The sequence below is a fragment of the Pseudomonas oryzagri genome, from assembly GCF_020831405.1.
GTDB lineage: Bacteria > Pseudomonadota > Gammaproteobacteria > Pseudomonadales > Pseudomonadaceae > Geopseudomonas > Geopseudomonas oryzagri.
On sequence record NZ_JAJHPU010000003.1, the window covers coordinates 57,573 to 72,432 of the forward strand.

The 14,860-nt window shown below is 62.2% G+C and carries 13 protein-coding genes; 12 read left to right on the forward strand and 1 reads right to left on the reverse strand.

The features are described from left to right. The first annotated feature begins 49 nt into the window (after positions 1-49). From murJ to ispH, 6 genes are all read left to right on the forward strand, one after another. Positions 50-1,597 (forward strand): murein biosynthesis integral membrane protein MurJ, encoded by a 1,548-nt coding sequence (murJ, locus tag LMJ29_RS01090; protein WP_229603097.1) that lies wholly within the window; start codon positions 50-52, stop codon positions 1,595-1,597. Between the two features lie 84 nt (positions 1,598-1,681). Beyond that, the gene (gene ribF / locus LMJ29_RS01095) at positions 1,682-2,629 is read left to right on the forward strand and encodes a bifunctional riboflavin kinase/FAD synthetase (protein ID WP_229603100.1); all 948 of its coding nucleotides are present in this window, start codon (positions 1,682-1,684) and stop codon (positions 2,627-2,629) included. Further along, the gene (ileS, locus tag LMJ29_RS01100; RefSeq protein WP_229603102.1) at positions 2,626-5,472 is read left to right on the forward strand and encodes an isoleucine--tRNA ligase; all 2,847 of its coding nucleotides are present in this window, start codon (positions 2,626-2,628) and stop codon (positions 5,470-5,472) included. The genes ribF and ileS overlap by 4 nt, the downstream gene beginning before the upstream one ends. Next, positions 5,465-5,977, forward strand: a complete 513-nt coding sequence (gene lspA, locus LMJ29_RS01105; protein WP_229603104.1) for a signal peptidase II — start codon at positions 5,465-5,467, stop codon at positions 5,975-5,977. Before ileS ends, lspA begins: the two co-directional genes overlap by 8 nt. Continuing rightward, positions 5,970-6,407: an FKBP-type peptidyl-prolyl cis-trans isomerase gene (gene fkpB / locus LMJ29_RS01110; RefSeq protein WP_229603106.1), complete on the forward strand. Its 438-nt coding sequence runs from the start codon at positions 5,970-5,972 to the stop codon at positions 6,405-6,407. The genes lspA and fkpB overlap by 8 nt, the downstream gene beginning before the upstream one ends. A 169-nt stretch (positions 6,408-6,576) precedes the next feature. Beyond that, positions 6,577-7,524, forward strand: a complete 948-nt coding sequence (ispH, locus tag LMJ29_RS01115; RefSeq protein ID WP_229603108.1) for a 4-hydroxy-3-methylbut-2-enyl diphosphate reductase — start codon at positions 6,577-6,579, stop codon at positions 7,522-7,524. Positions 7,525-7,533: 9 nt separating this feature from the next. Here ispH and LMJ29_RS01120 read toward each other — a convergent pair whose 3' ends face one another. After that, complete coding sequence (locus LMJ29_RS01120; RefSeq protein WP_229603110.1) at positions 7,534-8,058, reverse strand: GspH/FimT family pseudopilin; 525 nt, start codon at positions 8,056-8,058, stop codon at positions 7,534-7,536. 345 nt (positions 8,059-8,403) lie between these two features. On the opposite strand from LMJ29_RS01120, the gene LMJ29_RS01125 reads away from it, so the two are divergent. From LMJ29_RS01125 to LMJ29_RS01150, 6 genes are read left to right on the forward strand one after another with little or no spacing between them, the layout of a single operon-like run. Next, on the forward strand, positions 8,404-8,796 hold the full coding sequence (locus tag LMJ29_RS01125; RefSeq protein ID WP_319942205.1) for a type IV pilin protein: 393 nt from the start codon (positions 8,404-8,406) through the stop codon (positions 8,794-8,796). 2 nt (positions 8,797-8,798) lie between these two features. Continuing rightward, positions 8,799-9,374, forward strand: coding sequence for a type IV pilus modification protein PilV (gene pilV, locus LMJ29_RS01130; RefSeq protein ID WP_229603114.1), 576 nt, complete (start codon positions 8,799-8,801; stop codon positions 9,372-9,374). A gap of 26 nt (positions 9,375-9,400) precedes the next feature. Further along, positions 9,401-10,555 carry a PilW family protein gene (locus tag LMJ29_RS01135; protein ID WP_229603116.1) on the forward strand — a complete coding sequence of 385 codons (1,155 nt, stop codon included), beginning with the start codon at positions 9,401-9,403 and terminating at the stop codon, positions 10,553-10,555. Then, positions 10,552-11,049 (forward strand): PilX N-terminal domain-containing pilus assembly protein, encoded by a 498-nt coding sequence (locus LMJ29_RS01140; protein ID WP_229603119.1) that lies wholly within the window; start codon positions 10,552-10,554, stop codon positions 11,047-11,049. Before LMJ29_RS01135 ends, LMJ29_RS01140 begins: the two co-directional genes overlap by 4 nt. A 23-nt stretch (positions 11,050-11,072) precedes the next feature. Continuing rightward, positions 11,073-14,219 (forward strand): pilus assembly protein, encoded by a 3,147-nt coding sequence (locus tag LMJ29_RS01145; RefSeq protein ID WP_229603122.1) that lies wholly within the window; start codon positions 11,073-11,075, stop codon positions 14,217-14,219. After that, complete coding sequence (locus LMJ29_RS01150; RefSeq protein ID WP_229603124.1) at positions 14,216-14,767, forward strand: GspH/FimT family pseudopilin; 552 nt, start codon at positions 14,216-14,218, stop codon at positions 14,765-14,767. Before LMJ29_RS01145 ends, LMJ29_RS01150 begins: the two co-directional genes overlap by 4 nt. The last annotated feature ends 93 nt before the right edge of the window (positions 14,768-14,860 follow it).

Below are 14,860 nucleotides of genomic sequence, written 5' to 3' on the forward strand. Positions count from 1 at the left end.
GCTGGCGCTGGCTTAAACTCGCCGACCTTTGCGGGGTGGGGATTAAAGCATGTCCGGCGAGTCGGCCAAAAGCGGTTTGTTGCGTTCCAGCGCGGTGGTCAGCGTGATGACCCTGCTCTCCAGGGTACTGGGCATGGTGCGCGACATGGTGGTGGCGGCTTATTTCGGCTCAAGCCCGGCGGCGGACGCCTTTTTCATCGCCTTCAAGATTCCCAACTTCATGCGCCGCCTTTTCGCCGAGGGCGCCTTCGCCCAGGCCTTCGTGCCGGTGCTGTCCGAGTATCGGGCGCAGCGCAGCCTGGCCGAGGTCAAGCAGCTGGTCGATCGCGTCGCCGGCACCCTGGGTCTGACTCTCACCGCGATCACCGGTCTCGGCGTGGTCACCTCGCCCTACCTGATCATGCTGTTTGCCCCGGGCTTTCGGGGCGAACCGGAAAAGCTCGCCCTGGCCGGCGAGCTGTTGGCCATCACCTTTCCCTATCTGCTGCTGATCTCGCTGACCGCCTTCTGCGGCGGCATCCTCAACAGCTACGGGCGCTTCGCCGTGCCGGCCTTCACGCCGGTGCTGCTCAACCTGTGCATGATCGGCGCCACCCTGTTTTTCACCCCGTATTTCGATCAGCCGGTGATGGCCCTGGCCTGGGGCGTGTTCGTCGCCGGCCTGGCCCAGCTGCTGTTCCAGTTGCCGTTCCTGGCGCGCATCCAGCTGCTGCCCATCCCTCGGCCGAATCGCCACGACGAGGGGGTGAAACGGATCATGAGGCTGATGGTGCCGGCGCTGTTCGGCGTTTCGGTCAGCCAGATCAACCTGCTGCTGGACACCGTGCTGGCTTCGTTCCTGCAGACCGGCAGTGTGTCCTGGCTGTACTACGCCGACCGTCTGTCGGAACTGCCGCTGGGCGCCTTCGGTATCGCCATCGGCACGGTGATTCTGCCCAGCCTGTCACGCCAGCACGCCGGCGACGATCCCAAGGCATTCTCGGCGACCATCGACTGGGCGCTGCGCATGGTGCTGCTGGTCGGCGTGCCGGCGGCCCTGGCCTTGGCGATCCTTTCCGAGCCGCTGATCGCCAGCCTGTTCCACTACGGCAAGATGACCGAGCGCGACGTGGTGCAGTCGGCCAACGCCCTGGAAGCCTATTCGCTGGGCGTGCTCACCTTCATGCTCATCAAGGTGCTGGCGCCCGGCTTCTTCGCCCGCCAGGACCTGAAGACGCCGGTGCGAATCGCCATCTACTGCATGCTGGCGAACATGGCCTTTAACCTGGTGCTGATCTGGCCGCTGCAGCACGTTGGCCTGGCGCTGGCCACGTCGCTGTCGTCGATGCTCAACACTGCGCTGCTGTTCTGGGGGCTGTACAAGACCGGCGTGTACCGCCCCGGGCCGGGCTGGGGGCTGTTCGGTCTGCGCCTGCTCGCCGGCTGCGCCGCGATGGCGGCGCTGGTCTGGTGGCTGAATGCTCCCTCGGTCGAGTGGTTCGCCTGGGGCTGGCAACGTCGCGCCTGGGAGCTGTGCCTGCTGGTGGGCGGCGGTATCGGTGCCTACGCCGGCGCCATGGTGCTGCTCGGGCTGCGCATGCGTCACCTGCGTCACTGAGCAGGTGTGCGGCGGCAAACAGGGCCTACGCCTGATCCCGAATGCATGGGTATAATCGACCACTTTATAAACAAGACGCGTGCTATGCAGCTGGTCCGAGGTCTTCATAACCTGCGGCCCTCTCACCGGGGCTGTGTTGCCACCATCGGCAATTTCGACGGCGTTCACCGGGGCCACCAGGCGGTTCTGGCGCGTCTGCGCGAGCGCGCGGCCGAGGCCGGGCTGCCCAGTTGCGTGGTGATCTTCGAGCCGCAGCCGCGCGAGTTCTTCGCCCCTGACAGCGCGCCGCCGCGCCTCACCAGCCTGCGCGAGAAGCTTGAGTTGCTGCGCGAGGCCGGCGTCGATCGAGTGCTGTGCCTGACCTTCAACCGTCGCCTGCGCGAGCTGTCCGCCGAGCAGTTCATCCACCAGATCATGGTCGAGGGCCTCGGTGTCGAGCATCTGGAAGTGGGCGACGACTTCCGCTTCGGCAAGGGCCGCACCGGTGATTTCGCTCTGCTGGTCGAGGCCGGCGCGCGCGAGGGCTTCACCGTGGAGTCGGCCGCCACCATCGAGCTGGACGGCGAGCGGGTCAGCAGCACGCGAGTGCGCGAGGTGCTGGCCGCGGGCGACTTCGCCGAAGTCGAGCGCCTGCTCGGGCGTCCCTACCGGATCAGCGGCCGGGTGCTGCACGGCCAGAAGCTCGGTCGCCAACTGGGCACGCCGACCGCCAACCTGCAGCTCAACCGTCTGCGTCCGGCGCTGCAGGGCGTCTATCTGGTCAGCGTCGAGCTGGACGGCCGGCGCTGGCCCGGGGTGGCCAACATCGGCACGCGGCCGAGCGTCAAGGGCGATGGCCGCGCCCATCTCGAAGTACATCTGCTGGACTTTGCCGGTGACCTCTATGGCCGGCGCCTGGTGGCCCAGTTCCACCGCAAGCTGCGCGACGAACAGCGTTTCGCCTCCCTGGAGGCACTGAAGTCGGCGATCGATGCGGACATCGCCGCCGCCCGTGCCCATTGGCAGGGTCAACCGTTAGAGAACCTGAAATGACCGACTACAAAGCGACCCTGAACCTGCCGGAAACGGCATTCCCGATGAAGGCCGGGCTGCCGCAGCGCGAGCCGGAAACCCTCAAGTACTGGGACGATATCGACCTGTACGGCAAGCTGCGCGCCCTCGGCGCCAACCGTCCGAAATTCGTCCTGCACGACGGTCCGCCCTACGCCAACGGCAACATCCACATCGGTCACGCGGTCAACAAGGTTCTCAAGGACATCATCGTCCGCTCCAAGACCCTCGCCGGTTTCGACGCTCCCTACGTGCCGGGCTGGGACTGCCACGGTCTGCCCATCGAGCACAAGGTCGAGGTCACCCACGGCAAGAACCTGCCGGCGGACAAGACCCGCGAGCTGTGCCGCAGCTACGCCAGCGAGCAGATCGAGGGCCAGAAGGCCGACTTCATCCGTCTTGGCGTGCTGGGCGACTTCAGCAATCCGTACAAGACCATGAGCTTCGCCAACGAGGCCGGCGAAATCCGCGCCCTGGCCGAGATGGTCAAGGGCGGCTTCGTCTTCAAGGGTCTCAAGCCGGTCAACTGGTGCTTCGACTGTGGCTCGGCGCTGGCCGAGGCGGAGGTCGAATACCAGGACAAGAAGTCCGACGCCATCGACGTCGCCTTCGCCGTCGAGGACGCCGCCCAGCTGGCCGCCGCCTTCGGTCTGCAGAGCCTGGCCAAGCCGGCCGCCATCGTGATCTGGACCACCACGCCGTGGACCATCCCGGCCAACCAGGCGCTGAACATCCATCCCGAATTCGAGTACGTGCTGGTCGACGTCGGCGACAAGCTGCTGCTGCTGGCTGCCGAGCTGGTGGACAGCTGCCTCAAGCGTTATGGCCTGGAGGGCGAGGCGATCGCCAGTACCCAGGGCGCGAACTTGGAGAACATTCGTTTCCGCCATCCGTTCTACGAGCGCTTCTCGCCGGTCTACCTCGCCGAGTATGTCGAGCTGGGCGCCGGCACCGGCATCGTCCACTCGGCGCCGGCCTACGGCGAGGACGACTTCCGTACCTGCAAGCAGTACGGGATGAGCAACGACGACATCCTCAACCCGGTGCAGAGCAACGGCGTCTATGTACAGGACCTGCCGTTCTTCGGCGGCCAGTTCATCTGGAAGGCCAATCCGCACATCGTCGACAAGCTGCGCGAGGTCGGTGCGCTGCTCAAGCATGAGGCCATCAGCCACAGCTACATGCACTGCTGGCGCCACAAGACTCCGCTGATCTACCGTGCCACCGCGCAATGGTTCGTCGGTATGGACCGGGCCGCGTCCGGCAAGCAGCCGGAGCAGGGCGCCACCCTGCGCGAGCGCGCGCTGAATGCCATCGAGCAGACCGAGTTCTACCCCAGCTGGGGCAAGCCGCGCCTGCACGCGATGATCGCCAACCGTCCCGACTGGTGCATCTCGCGCCAGCGCAACTGGGGCGTGCCGATCCCCTTCTTCCTGCACAAGGCGACCGGCGAGCTGCACCCGCGCACCGTCGAGCTGATGGAACAGGTCGCCCAGCGCGTCGAGCAGGAGGGCATCGAGGCCTGGTTCAAGCTGGACGCCGCCGAGCTGCTCGGTGCCGAGGCCGCCGACTACGACAAGATCAGCGACACCCTCGACGTGTGGTTCGACTCCGGCACCACCCACTGGCACGTGATGCGCGGCTCGCATCCGATGGGTCATGACCGGGGCCCGCGCGCCGACCTCTATCTGGAAGGTTCCGATCAGCACCGCGGCTGGTTCCACTCGTCGCTGCTGACCGGCGCGGCCATCGACGGTCACGCACCGTACCGCGGCCTGTTGACCCACGGCTTCACCGTGGACGAGAACGGTCGCAAGATGTCCAAGTCGCTGGGCAACGTCATCGCCCCGCAGGAGATCACCGACAGCATGGGCGCCGACATCCTGCGCCTGTGGGTGGCCTCCACCGACTATTCCGGCGAGATGGCGGTATCCAAGCAGATTCTCCAGCGCAGCGCCGACGCCTACCGGCGGATCCGCAACACCATGCGCTTCCTGCTTTCCAACCTGAGCGGCTTCGATCCGGCCACCGACCTGCTGCCGCCCTCGCAGATGCTGGCGCTGGATCGCTGGGCGGTGGACGCCGCTGCGCAGCTGCAGGGCGAGCTGACCGAGGCCTACGAGCAGTTCCGCTTCTGGAACGTCTACTCGCGCGTGCACAACTTCTGCGTGCAGGAGCTGGGCGGCTTCTATCTCGACATCATCAAGGACCGCCAGTACACCACCGATGCCGACAGCGTGGCGCGCCGCTCCTGCCAGAGCGCGCTGTTCCACATCGCCGAGGCCCTGGTGCGCTGGATCGCGCCGATCCTCGCCTTCACCGCCGAGGAAATCTGGCAGTACCTGCCGGGCGAGCGCAACGAGTCGGTGTTCCTCAATACCTGGTACGAGGGTCTGTTCGAGCTGGACGCCGGCGAAGAGCTGGGGCGCGAGTTCTGGGCCGAGGTGATGGCGGTCAAGGCCGCGGTCAACAAGGAGCTGGAGAACCAGCGCAATGCCAAGACCATCGGCGGCAACCTGCAGGCCGAGGTCACTCTGTTCGCCGAGGAGACGCTGGCCGCGAAGCTGGCCAAGCTGGGCGACGAACTGCGCTTTGTGCTGATCACTTCCTATGCCACCCTGGCACCGCTGGGCGAAGCTTCGGTCGAGGCGGTCGACAGCGATGTCGCCGGTCTCAAGCTGCGCGTGCTCAAGTCGACGCATGCCAAGTGCACCCGCTGCTGGCACTTCCGCGAGGACGTCGGTGCGCACGCCGAGCATCCGGAACTGTGCGGTCGCTGTGTGGACAACGTCGGTGGCACCGGTGAGGTGCGTCGGCATGCGTGAGACCGCCGGGCGCTTCGGCGCCCTGCCGTGGTTGTGGTTGAGCATGATCGTCTTCGTGCTCGACCAGCTGACCAAGCTGCACTTCGAGAGCAGCCTGCGCCTGTACCAGCAGATCGAAGTCATCCCCAATCTGTTCAGCTGGACGCTGGCCTACAACACTGGCGCTGCCTTCAGCTTCCTCGCCGACCACGACGGCTGGCAGCGCTGGCTTTTCGCACTGATCGCCATCGGCGTCAGCGCCGTGCTGGTGGTCTGGCTCAAGCGCCTGCCGCGGCGCGGCCAGGGCTGGCTGGCGCTGGGCCTGGCGCTGGTGCTGGGCGGTGCGCTGGGCAACCTGTTCGACCGCGTGGCCTACGGTCACGTGATCGACTTCATCCTGGTTCATTGGCAGAACCGCTGGTATTTCCCGGCCTTCAACGTCGCCGACTGCGCCATCAGCGTCGGCGCCGTGTTGCTGGCCCTGGACATGTTCAAATCCGAGAAAAGCGGAGACCGCAATGACTGAACAGCGCATCGGTGCCGATCGCCAGGTAACCCTGCACTTCGCCATCAAGCTCGAGTCGGGCGACGTGGTCGACAGCACCTTCGACAAGCAGCCGGCCACCTTCAAGGTCGGCGACGGCAACCTGCTGCCCGGTTTCGAGCAAGCACTCTACGGCCTCAAGGCCGGCGACAAGCGCTCGATCGCCATCGAGCCGGAGCACGGCTTTGGTCAGCCGAACCCGCAGAACGTGCAGATCATGCCGCGTGGTAACTTCGAGGGCATGGAGCTATCCGAAGGCCTGCTGATCATCTTCAACGATGCCGCCAACGCCGAGTTGCCGGGCGTGGTCAAGCAGTTCAACGCCGACCAGGTCACCATCGACTTCAACCACCCGCTGGCCGGCAAGCGCCTGACCTTCGACGTGGAAATCGTCGACGTGCAGCCGGTCTGATTGCTTTCCTGTAAGGTGGGTTAGCGGCGTAGCGCCATAACTCACCAGCGGAGGCCGTGAGCTCTCCGGATCGTAGTTTGATAACCACGCGGCGTTATCCACCGTTATCCCGGAAGACCGCCAGGTTTTCCGCCTGCTTCAACCTTCAATGCGCGTGCCGAGACCAGCCATGCAAATCACCCTCGCCAACCCCCGTGGCTTCTGCGCCGGTGTCGATCGTGCGATCGAGATCGTCAATCGTGCTCTCGACGTGTTCGGTCCGCCGATCTACGTGCGCCACGAGGTCGTGCACAACAAGTTCGTGGTCGAGGGCCTGCGTGAGCGTGGTGCCATTTTCGTCGAGGAGCTCGATCAGGTGCCGGACGACGTCATCGTCATCTTCAGCGCCCATGGGGTATCCCAGGCAGTGCGCGACGAGGCGGCGCGCCGCGGTCTCAAGGTGTTCGACGCCACCTGCCCGCTGGTCACCAAGGTTCATCTGGAAGTGGCGCGCTATAGCCGTGATGGCCAGGAGTGCATCCTCATCGGTCATGCCGGCCACCCTGAAGTGGAAGGCACCATGGGCCAGTACGACACCCGCAACGGCGGCGCCATCTACCTGGTCGAGGACGAAGAGGATGTCGCCGGGCTCGAGGTGCGTAACCCGGAGGCTCTGTCCTACGTCACCCAGACCACCCTGTCGATGGACGACACCTCCAAGGTGATCGACGCCCTGCGTGCCCGCTTCCCGGCCATCCAGGGACCACGCAAGAGCGACATCTGCTACGCCACACAGAACCGCCAGGACGCGGTCAAACAGTTGGCTGAGGATTGCGATCTGCTATTGGTGGTCGGTAGTCCCAACAGTTCCAACTCCAACCGCCTGCGCGAGCTGGCCGAGCGCATGGACACCCCGGCATATCTGATCGACGGCGCCGAAGATCTCCAGCGCACTTGGTTCGACGGCAAGCAGAAGATCGGCATCACCGCCGGCGCCTCCGCCCCGGAAGTGCTGGTGCAGGGCGTAATTGCGCGCCTGCGCGAGTGGGGCGCCGCTGAACTGGTCGAACTGGATGGCCGGGCGGAGAACGTCACCTTTTCCATGCCCAAGGAATTGCGGGTGGTGCAGGAGGATTGAGCAGCTTCCTCAGCAACTCCCAGCTGCCTCAATGACCGTACGCATGCGCCCGCTGGGTGCGAGCACCAGCTTGCGCACTGCCTGCTGCCCGTCGCTGTGGCACAGGGTGATGGTGCCGGCCTGGAAGGCACCGGTCAGTAGCTTGGCTTCACCACTGGGCGTATAGCGTACGTAGCGGCTGACTGGGGTGTTGCCGGCGATGCGCACGCCGCTGGCGATGCTGTCGCTGACCAGCAGCTGTAGCTCGCCGCTGCCCTGCATGCCGTCACCATCCTGATCGACGAAGACCTGCCACCCGTTCGCCCAGTCTTCGTCGACCCTGGCAATGATCACCGCTCGCTGGCGGGTGATGGCCTCCTGGCGGGCGAGGAGAAATGCGCTGGCGAGATCGATGCTTGCGCCACGCACTTGCTGGGCGTGCACCATTTGAATCAGGCTCGGGCCGGCCAAGCCGCTGAGGATGGCGAGCAGCGCCAGCGTCACCAAGGCTTCGATCAGCGTGAAGCCGCGATTGCGATCAGACAAGGCATCCATGCGCGCTGTCCTATAGAGATCCCGCGTCCGGCGGGCAATGCGCGAAGGCTAACCAAACTTTCTTTCTTCCGCCCACAAGCGCATTTCCGAGTGTCGCGGAAATTTGCGCTACTTCACAGCTGCTAGCCGGCCAATACGGGAAATGCACCAGTTGTCGACTGTGTGCTCACCTTTGCACCAGAGGGATGTAATCATCCGCGACACAACGCTGGAAGGTGCGTCTGCCCCAGGTCAACCGCAACGATGGGTGAGCCGCGATAATGCAGTTGAGTGCAAGAGACCGCCCAGCTCCGGGGCAGACTGGCAAGCAAACATAGTCGAACGAAATACGTGGAAGGTGGCGCAGTGGAACGAAACAGACAGCGTGGGTTCACCCTTATCGAGCTGATGATCACCGTGGTAATCGTCGGCATTCTGGCGGCCATTGCCTGGCCGAGCTACCAGCAGTATGTCCTCCGTGGCCATCGTGCGGCAGCGCAGGCGGAGATGATGGATATCGCCAACCGCCAGCAGCAGTACTTGTTGGCCAATCGCAGTTATGCGAGCAAGACCCAGCTGGAAGCTGCCGGCTATGCGTTGCCTAGCGATGTCAGCAGCCGCTACAGCTACGACATCACCTTGGGTACGGGATCCTTGCCGACTTTTACCATCGATTTCACCGCTATTGGCGCTCAAGCCAATGATGGCGATCTGGCCTTGACCAGCGAAGGGCTCAAGACTCCGTCAGGGAAGTGGTAAGTATGCGGCGCACACCTGATTCCCACCGGCAGAGCGGTGTATCGCTGATCGAAGTGATGGTGACCCTCCTCATTCTTTCCATTGGGCTGCTGGGGGTCGCCGGCCTGCAGTCGCGGCTGCAGCTGTCCGAAATGGAGGCCTATCAGCGTTCCCAAGCACTGTTGTTACTCAACGATATGGCCAACCGCATCGCGGCCAATCGAAGCAGTGCAGCGGACTATGTAACGGGAACCAGTTCCTCGCTTGGCGTCGGTACCTCCAGTTGCACCACTAGCTCCACCGTCAGAGTGGATATCGACCAAAGTGAGTGGTGCACGGCATTGCAGGGCGCAGCGGAAAGCATCGCCAGTGGAGGAAGCTCGACTCAGGTCGGGGCCATGGTAGGCGCGCGCGGCTGTGTCGAGGATATCGGCGACAACCAATACATGGTCACTGTTGCCTGGCAGGGAATGGGGCCGATTTCTGCTCCACCCGCCAGTGTTGCCTGTGGCTCCGGACAATATAACAGCGGCTCGGCCTGCATTAATGATCTGTGCCGGCGAGTAGTGACCACTATTGTGCGAGTGGCTGATCTATGAGTGACCGGGTGAGGAAGGGGCGCGTCATGCGTCAATCATCGTCGAAACAGTTTGCCCAGGCCGGCTTTAGTCTGATCGAACTCATGGTGGCATCCGTAGTGGGGCTACTGATAATGGCTGCCATATTGACATTATATCTCAATATAGCGCGCACAAATGATGAGATGGCAAAGACCAATGTTCTGGCTGAGAACGGTCGTCTCGCGATTCAATTGCTGGCAAACGATATTGCGCACGCCGGGTTTTGGGGTGGCTACATTCCGGATTTTGACGACTGGACTGTGAGTACGACGCCGACGGCAATTCCCACCGGAATTCCCCAGCCGTGCCTGGCTTACTCGTCCTGGACGTCATCTGTTCGTACCAATCGTCTGGGTATCGCGATTCAAACACACAGCTCGGTTCCCACGGGCTGCAGCGGCGTTATCACCAACCAAAAGAGCAATACCGATATTCTGGTTGTCCGGCATGCCGAAACCTGCGAGGCCGGAGCGACGGGATGCGTTTCGACAGGAGTCGATTCCAAGCTGTATTTCCAGGCATCGCGTTGCGACGACTCGACTGTCGATACGTCGGAATATGTGCTGGCCACAAGTGGACATAACCTCCATGAACGCGATTGCACGACCTTGGCGCCGAAAAGAAAGTATGTCTCGCACCTCTACTATGTGCGCGATTATGCGGTGACGAGCGGCGACGGCATTCCCACCCTCGTACGCTCCGAGTTCGATCTCGCGAGTGGTGCGGTCACCGCCCAAGCGCCGGTTGCCCTAATCGAGGGTGTCGAGGGCTTCCGCGTCGAACTGGGCGTGGATCGGGTGAGCGCGAATGCGACGGACATCATAAGCGATGCCGATCCTGATAATCGCTACAGCGCGGCGATCGCCTGGGTTGATAGCACGACCAAGGCGACCCCGGTCAATCGTGGCGACGGTGCAGCCGATGAATTTGTCCATTGCACCGGCTCTACCGATTGTCCAGTCGACAAGCTGGTAAACGTGGTGGCGGTGAAGCTGCATCTGCTGGTGCGTAGCTCGGCCAGCACAGCCGGCCATGTGGACAATAAAACCTACACCTTGGGCGGACAGACGATCGCTGCTGCCAATGATGGCTTCAAACGCCATGTCTTTTCCACCGTGGTACGTCTTAACAATGTTTCTAGTAGAAGGGCGACGCCATGATCAAGCAATTAACTGCTCCTCGGCAGCGCGGGGCGACTCTTGTGGTAGGTCTGATCATGCTGCTGCTCTTCACCTTGCTGGTTGCCAGCGCCTTCACCCTCAGTTCGACCAACCTCAAGGCCGTCGGCAATATGCAGGCTCGTGACGAGGTCATGGCGGCGGCGAATATCGCTATCGCTCGTCTGTCGGAGTCGCCGTTTACCGACGACCCAGCCGCCGAGTCGATCAATGTGGATATGAACAACGATGGTGCGATCGATTATGTCGTTTCCATGGCCGAGCCGGTCTGTTCCGAGGCAGTCGAGGTGCCGGCAACGGTCGAAGGTCTTGAGAGTGGGGTGCGCTCCGGGATCGTCACGCCGGACTCTCAGTGGAATACGGTGTGGGATATCGAGGCAACAGTCGACGATCCAGTCACCGGAGCGTCGGTGACGGTCAAGACCGGGGTGCGGGTCCTGCTCTCCCAAATTCAAAAGAATGCCGTGTGCTTGTGATTGGGCCATTTCCAGGGGAAATCATGAAACCTACAATTCTGCGGTTTTTGGTGGCTGCAGCTGCGCTGGCCACGCAATTTTCGGCCCAGGCTGAAGACGTTGACCTGTTCGTGTCGCCCGCCACAGGGAGCACGATGAAGCCGAACGTATTGATTATCATGGACAATACCGCCAACTGGGGGAGTGGCAACAACCCGCAGCCCTTCACCAACGAGAAGAGTGCCTTGGTCAGTGTGCTCGGCGGACTTCCACTCGACAAGTTTCGCGTCGGCCTGATGATGTTCGGTGAGACCGGTTCGCCGAACGACACGCGAGACGGCGGTTATGTCCGCGCTGCGCTGCGCCTGATGGATCAGACCAACAGGGCAGCATATGTAAACCTAGTGCAGAATCTGAACAGCAACCACGACAAGGGCAACAATCCGGTATACGGCATGGCAATGGCCGAGGCCTACCGCTATTTCGATGGCGGTACCGCCTATGGCGGCGTGGGCAAGGTCAAGCGCGACTATACCGGCAACGTATTATCCACCACGGGTAACAATGCCGCTGGCAACCCGGCCTATGCAAACTCCAATGCCGTGTACGCCTTGGCAGGCAACGCCCTGGCAGGAGCGACGGCCACGACTTATACAAATCCGGTCCTTGACGGCTGCCAGCGCAACTTCATCATCTTCCTCAGCAACGGCTCGGTTTCGAACAACGACAGCGATGCCGTCTCGGATCTGCCGCGCAGCATGCTGATCCAGGCCTACCAGGATGAGGGCGGTTACGATAACGCAACGGCTATAGCCAAGTCGGCACGCATCGAGATTTCGCCGACTGGCGAAACCACCAGTACTGCCAACGAGTGGGCCAAGTTCCTCAAGTCAACCTTCCCGGCATCAATCACCACCTACACGATCGATGTCAACCCGGCCAGCACTGGTCAGGGGCCGGCGCACTCGGCCCTTCTGAAAAGCATGGCGAGCGTCAGTGATGGCAAATATTTTGCGGTGACCAATAGCGCGTCGGAGATCATCGCAGCCTTCAATTCCATCCTTTCCGAGATCCAGTCGGTAAACAGCGCTTTCGCTTCGGTGAGTCTGCCGGTCAGCGTGAATGCTCAAGGTACGTACCTGAACCAGGTGTTCATCGGCATGTTCCGCCCGGATGCGAACTCGCTGCCGCGCTGGGCCGGCAACCTCAAGCAGTACAAACTCGGTTATTCGGGGGACGAGCTAAAGCTGGTGGACGCCAATGGCAGTGCCGCGATTAACACCTCGACCAACTTCATCACCGAGTGTGCGCGCAGCTACTGGACTCCTGAGACTACCGATAGCTACTGGACTTTCAATCCCAAAGGCGAGTGCTTGACCATCGCCAACTCCGACGTTTCCGATTCGCCAGACGGCGCCGTGGTGGAAAAGGGCGGCCAGGGTTATGGCCTGCGCCATCCCGACACGACCCGAAACGTCCTGACTTGCAGCCCGACCTTTGCTTCGTGCGACTCGAGTAGCGATAGCCTGACGTCGTTCGATACTGGCAATGCGGATATTACCAGTACCTTGCTGGGGGCGGCGGATAGCACAGAGCGGACGAAGTTGATCGATTGGGCGCGCGGTCTGGATGTGAACGATGAGGACACCGATACGGTAACCAACGAAGTGCGGCCGTCAGTGCACGGCGACGTGGTCCACTCGCGGCCGGTCGCGGTCAACTACGGCAGCGAGAACTCGCCCAACGTGGTGGTGTTCTATGGCGGTAACGATGGGCTATTGCACGCTATCAACGGTAACCGCAGTGCCAGTTCCGGAAACTATTCTGCCGGCGAGGAGATGTGGGCGTTCCTGCCGCCGGAGTTCTACGGCAAGATCAAGCGCTTGCGGGACAACACCGGGTCCGTCAGCTATCTCGGAAGCACCGGCGGCACGCCCAAGGACTATGGGGTCGACGGTGCGGTGACTGCCTACATGGGGCAGGTGGCTGCAGGCGGCAGTGACAAGGTCCTGATCTATGCCGGCATGCGGCGCGGCGGGCGCGCGTTTTATGCCTTCGACGTGACCACCCCTGCCAGTCCCTCGCTGAAGTGGAAGGTCGGCTGTCCTAACCTGCTCAACGATACCGATTGCACGTCGGGGTTTGCCGATATCGGCCAGACCTGGTCATCGGCCACCGTGCTGAAGGCTGCGGGATATCAAGCTACCTCGGGGGCCTCCACTCTGAACAAGCCGATGCTGATCATCGGTGGCGGCTATGACAGATGTGAGGATATCGATAACGGTACCAGCAACAATAACTGCACGAGTTCAAGCAAGGGCAAGAAAATCTATGTGCTGGATGCCAATAACGGCGACCTCCTGAAAAGCTTCGACACCGATCGGCCGGTGGTAGCGGATGTGACCGTGGTGCCGGATAGCAATGGGCTGGCTCGCTATGCCTATGCAGCGGACATGGGTGGCAATATCTACCGCATCACCATCGGCGATGCGGCTCCGGCGAGTTGGAGCATGGACAAGATCGCCTCGCTGGGCTGCTCGGGTATGAGCAGTTGCTCGGCCAATCGGAAGTTCATGTTCGGCCCGGAAGTAGTGCTCTCACAGGGTGTCTACTACTTGCAGATTGGCTCCGGCGATCGGGAGAAGCCCCTGGCTGGCTATACCGCGGCGACCAGCGTAACCAACTATTTCTTCAATATTGCGGACAAGCCCGGTGACGATGCCTGGCTGGCGGTGGATGATTGTGACGGTGATGGTACGGCCTGCCTGAGCTCGCTACTGAGTATCGGCAGTGGTACGCCGAGCGCGACCGAACTAGCCAACCATCCGCGTGGCTGGTACCTGGAGCTGGCCAACGATGAGCAGGTGGTGACCTCGGCAGTGACAGTGTTCGGTTATAGCACCTTCAATACCCATACGCCGTCAGCGTCCGCAGGTAGCAGCTGCACCAATCTGGGGACCAACAAGAGTTATCGGATCTCCTACCGCGATGCCAGTGGCTACGACGGTGGTGATCGCTACGAAATGCTGGAGGGTGGCGGCCTCTCGCCGTCGCCGGTATCCGGCAATGTCCAGCTCGATGATGATACGGTGGTGCCCTTCGTTTGTACCTTGGATTGTGATGAGGCAGACCCGAGCTTCAGTTCGCTGACCCAGCCCAAGCGGCATGTCTACTGGAACGTTGAACAATGAAGACTCAAGCACGGGCATTGGGCCGAGTCGTGCTCCCTATCGGTTGGAGAGCGCTGGCGGCTAGCCAGCGCGGCTTCACGCTGATCGAACTGATGGTAGCGGTGGCAATCCTGGCTGTACTGTTGGGCATCGCTGTGCCGTCCTTCCAGGAGATGAGACTCTCCAGCAGCCTGCGCTCCTATGCCAACAGCTTGGTAGCCAGTGCCCAGCTGGCACGGAGTGAAGCGATCAAGCGCAATGCGGTGGTGCGCATGTGCGTCTCCACCGATGGCAGCACTTGTGCATCGGGATCGGTAAGCTGGGAGCAGGGCTGGATAGTACTGCAGGGCACCACTCTGATTCATCGCGAAGCTGCAGCTTCCACCGGCTACAAGATTATCTCCACGGCTACCCAGGTAGATTTCCAGCCTTCCGGTGTCGGGGCAGGTCAGGCCACGTTGAAGGTGTGTCGAGCCACTCCTACGGTGGGTAGCCAGGATCGCCAAGTGACCATCAGTGCGACTGGCCGGACGACAGTCGACAAAGGGAGCAGCGGAACCTGCTCCTGAGCCGGGATGACGCCTGTGGATAGGTTTTGCAAGCCTTCACTCGGGAATCTCTGCAATACCTCCATCGAGGTATAGACTTGCCGGGTTCGTTCT

Coding starts and splice junctions, on each gene's coding strand:
- fkpB (WP_229603106.1), top strand. CDS start 5,970: ATGACTGAACAGCGCATCGGTGCCGATCGCCAGGTAACCCTGCACTTC.
- ispH (WP_229603108.1), top strand. CDS start 6,577: ATGCAAATCACCCTCGCCAACCCCCGTGGCTTCTGCGCCGGTGTCGAT.
- LMJ29_RS01145 (WP_229603122.1), top strand. CDS start 11,073: ATGAAACCTACAATTCTGCGGTTTTTGGTGGCTGCAGCTGCGCTGGCC.
- ileS (WP_229603102.1), top strand. CDS start 2,626: ATGACCGACTACAAAGCGACCCTGAACCTGCCGGAAACGGCATTCCCG.
- LMJ29_RS01140 (WP_229603119.1), top strand. CDS start 10,552: ATGATCAAGCAATTAACTGCTCCTCGGCAGCGCGGGGCGACTCTTGTG.
- LMJ29_RS01120 (WP_229603110.1), bottom strand. CDS start 8,058: ATGGATGCCTTGTCTGATCGCAATCGCGGCTTCACGCTGATCGAAGCC.
- pilV (WP_229603114.1), top strand. CDS start 8,799: ATGCGGCGCACACCTGATTCCCACCGGCAGAGCGGTGTATCGCTGATC.
- murJ (WP_229603097.1), top strand. CDS start 50: ATGTCCGGCGAGTCGGCCAAAAGCGGTTTGTTGCGTTCCAGCGCGGTG.
- LMJ29_RS01135 (WP_229603116.1), top strand. CDS start 9,401: ATGCGTCAATCATCGTCGAAACAGTTTGCCCAGGCCGGCTTTAGTCTG.
- LMJ29_RS01150 (WP_229603124.1), top strand. CDS start 14,216: ATGAAGACTCAAGCACGGGCATTGGGCCGAGTCGTGCTCCCTATCGGT.
- ribF (WP_229603100.1), top strand. CDS start 1,682: ATGCAGCTGGTCCGAGGTCTTCATAACCTGCGGCCCTCTCACCGGGGC.
- lspA (WP_229603104.1), top strand. CDS start 5,465: ATGCGTGAGACCGCCGGGCGCTTCGGCGCCCTGCCGTGGTTGTGGTTG.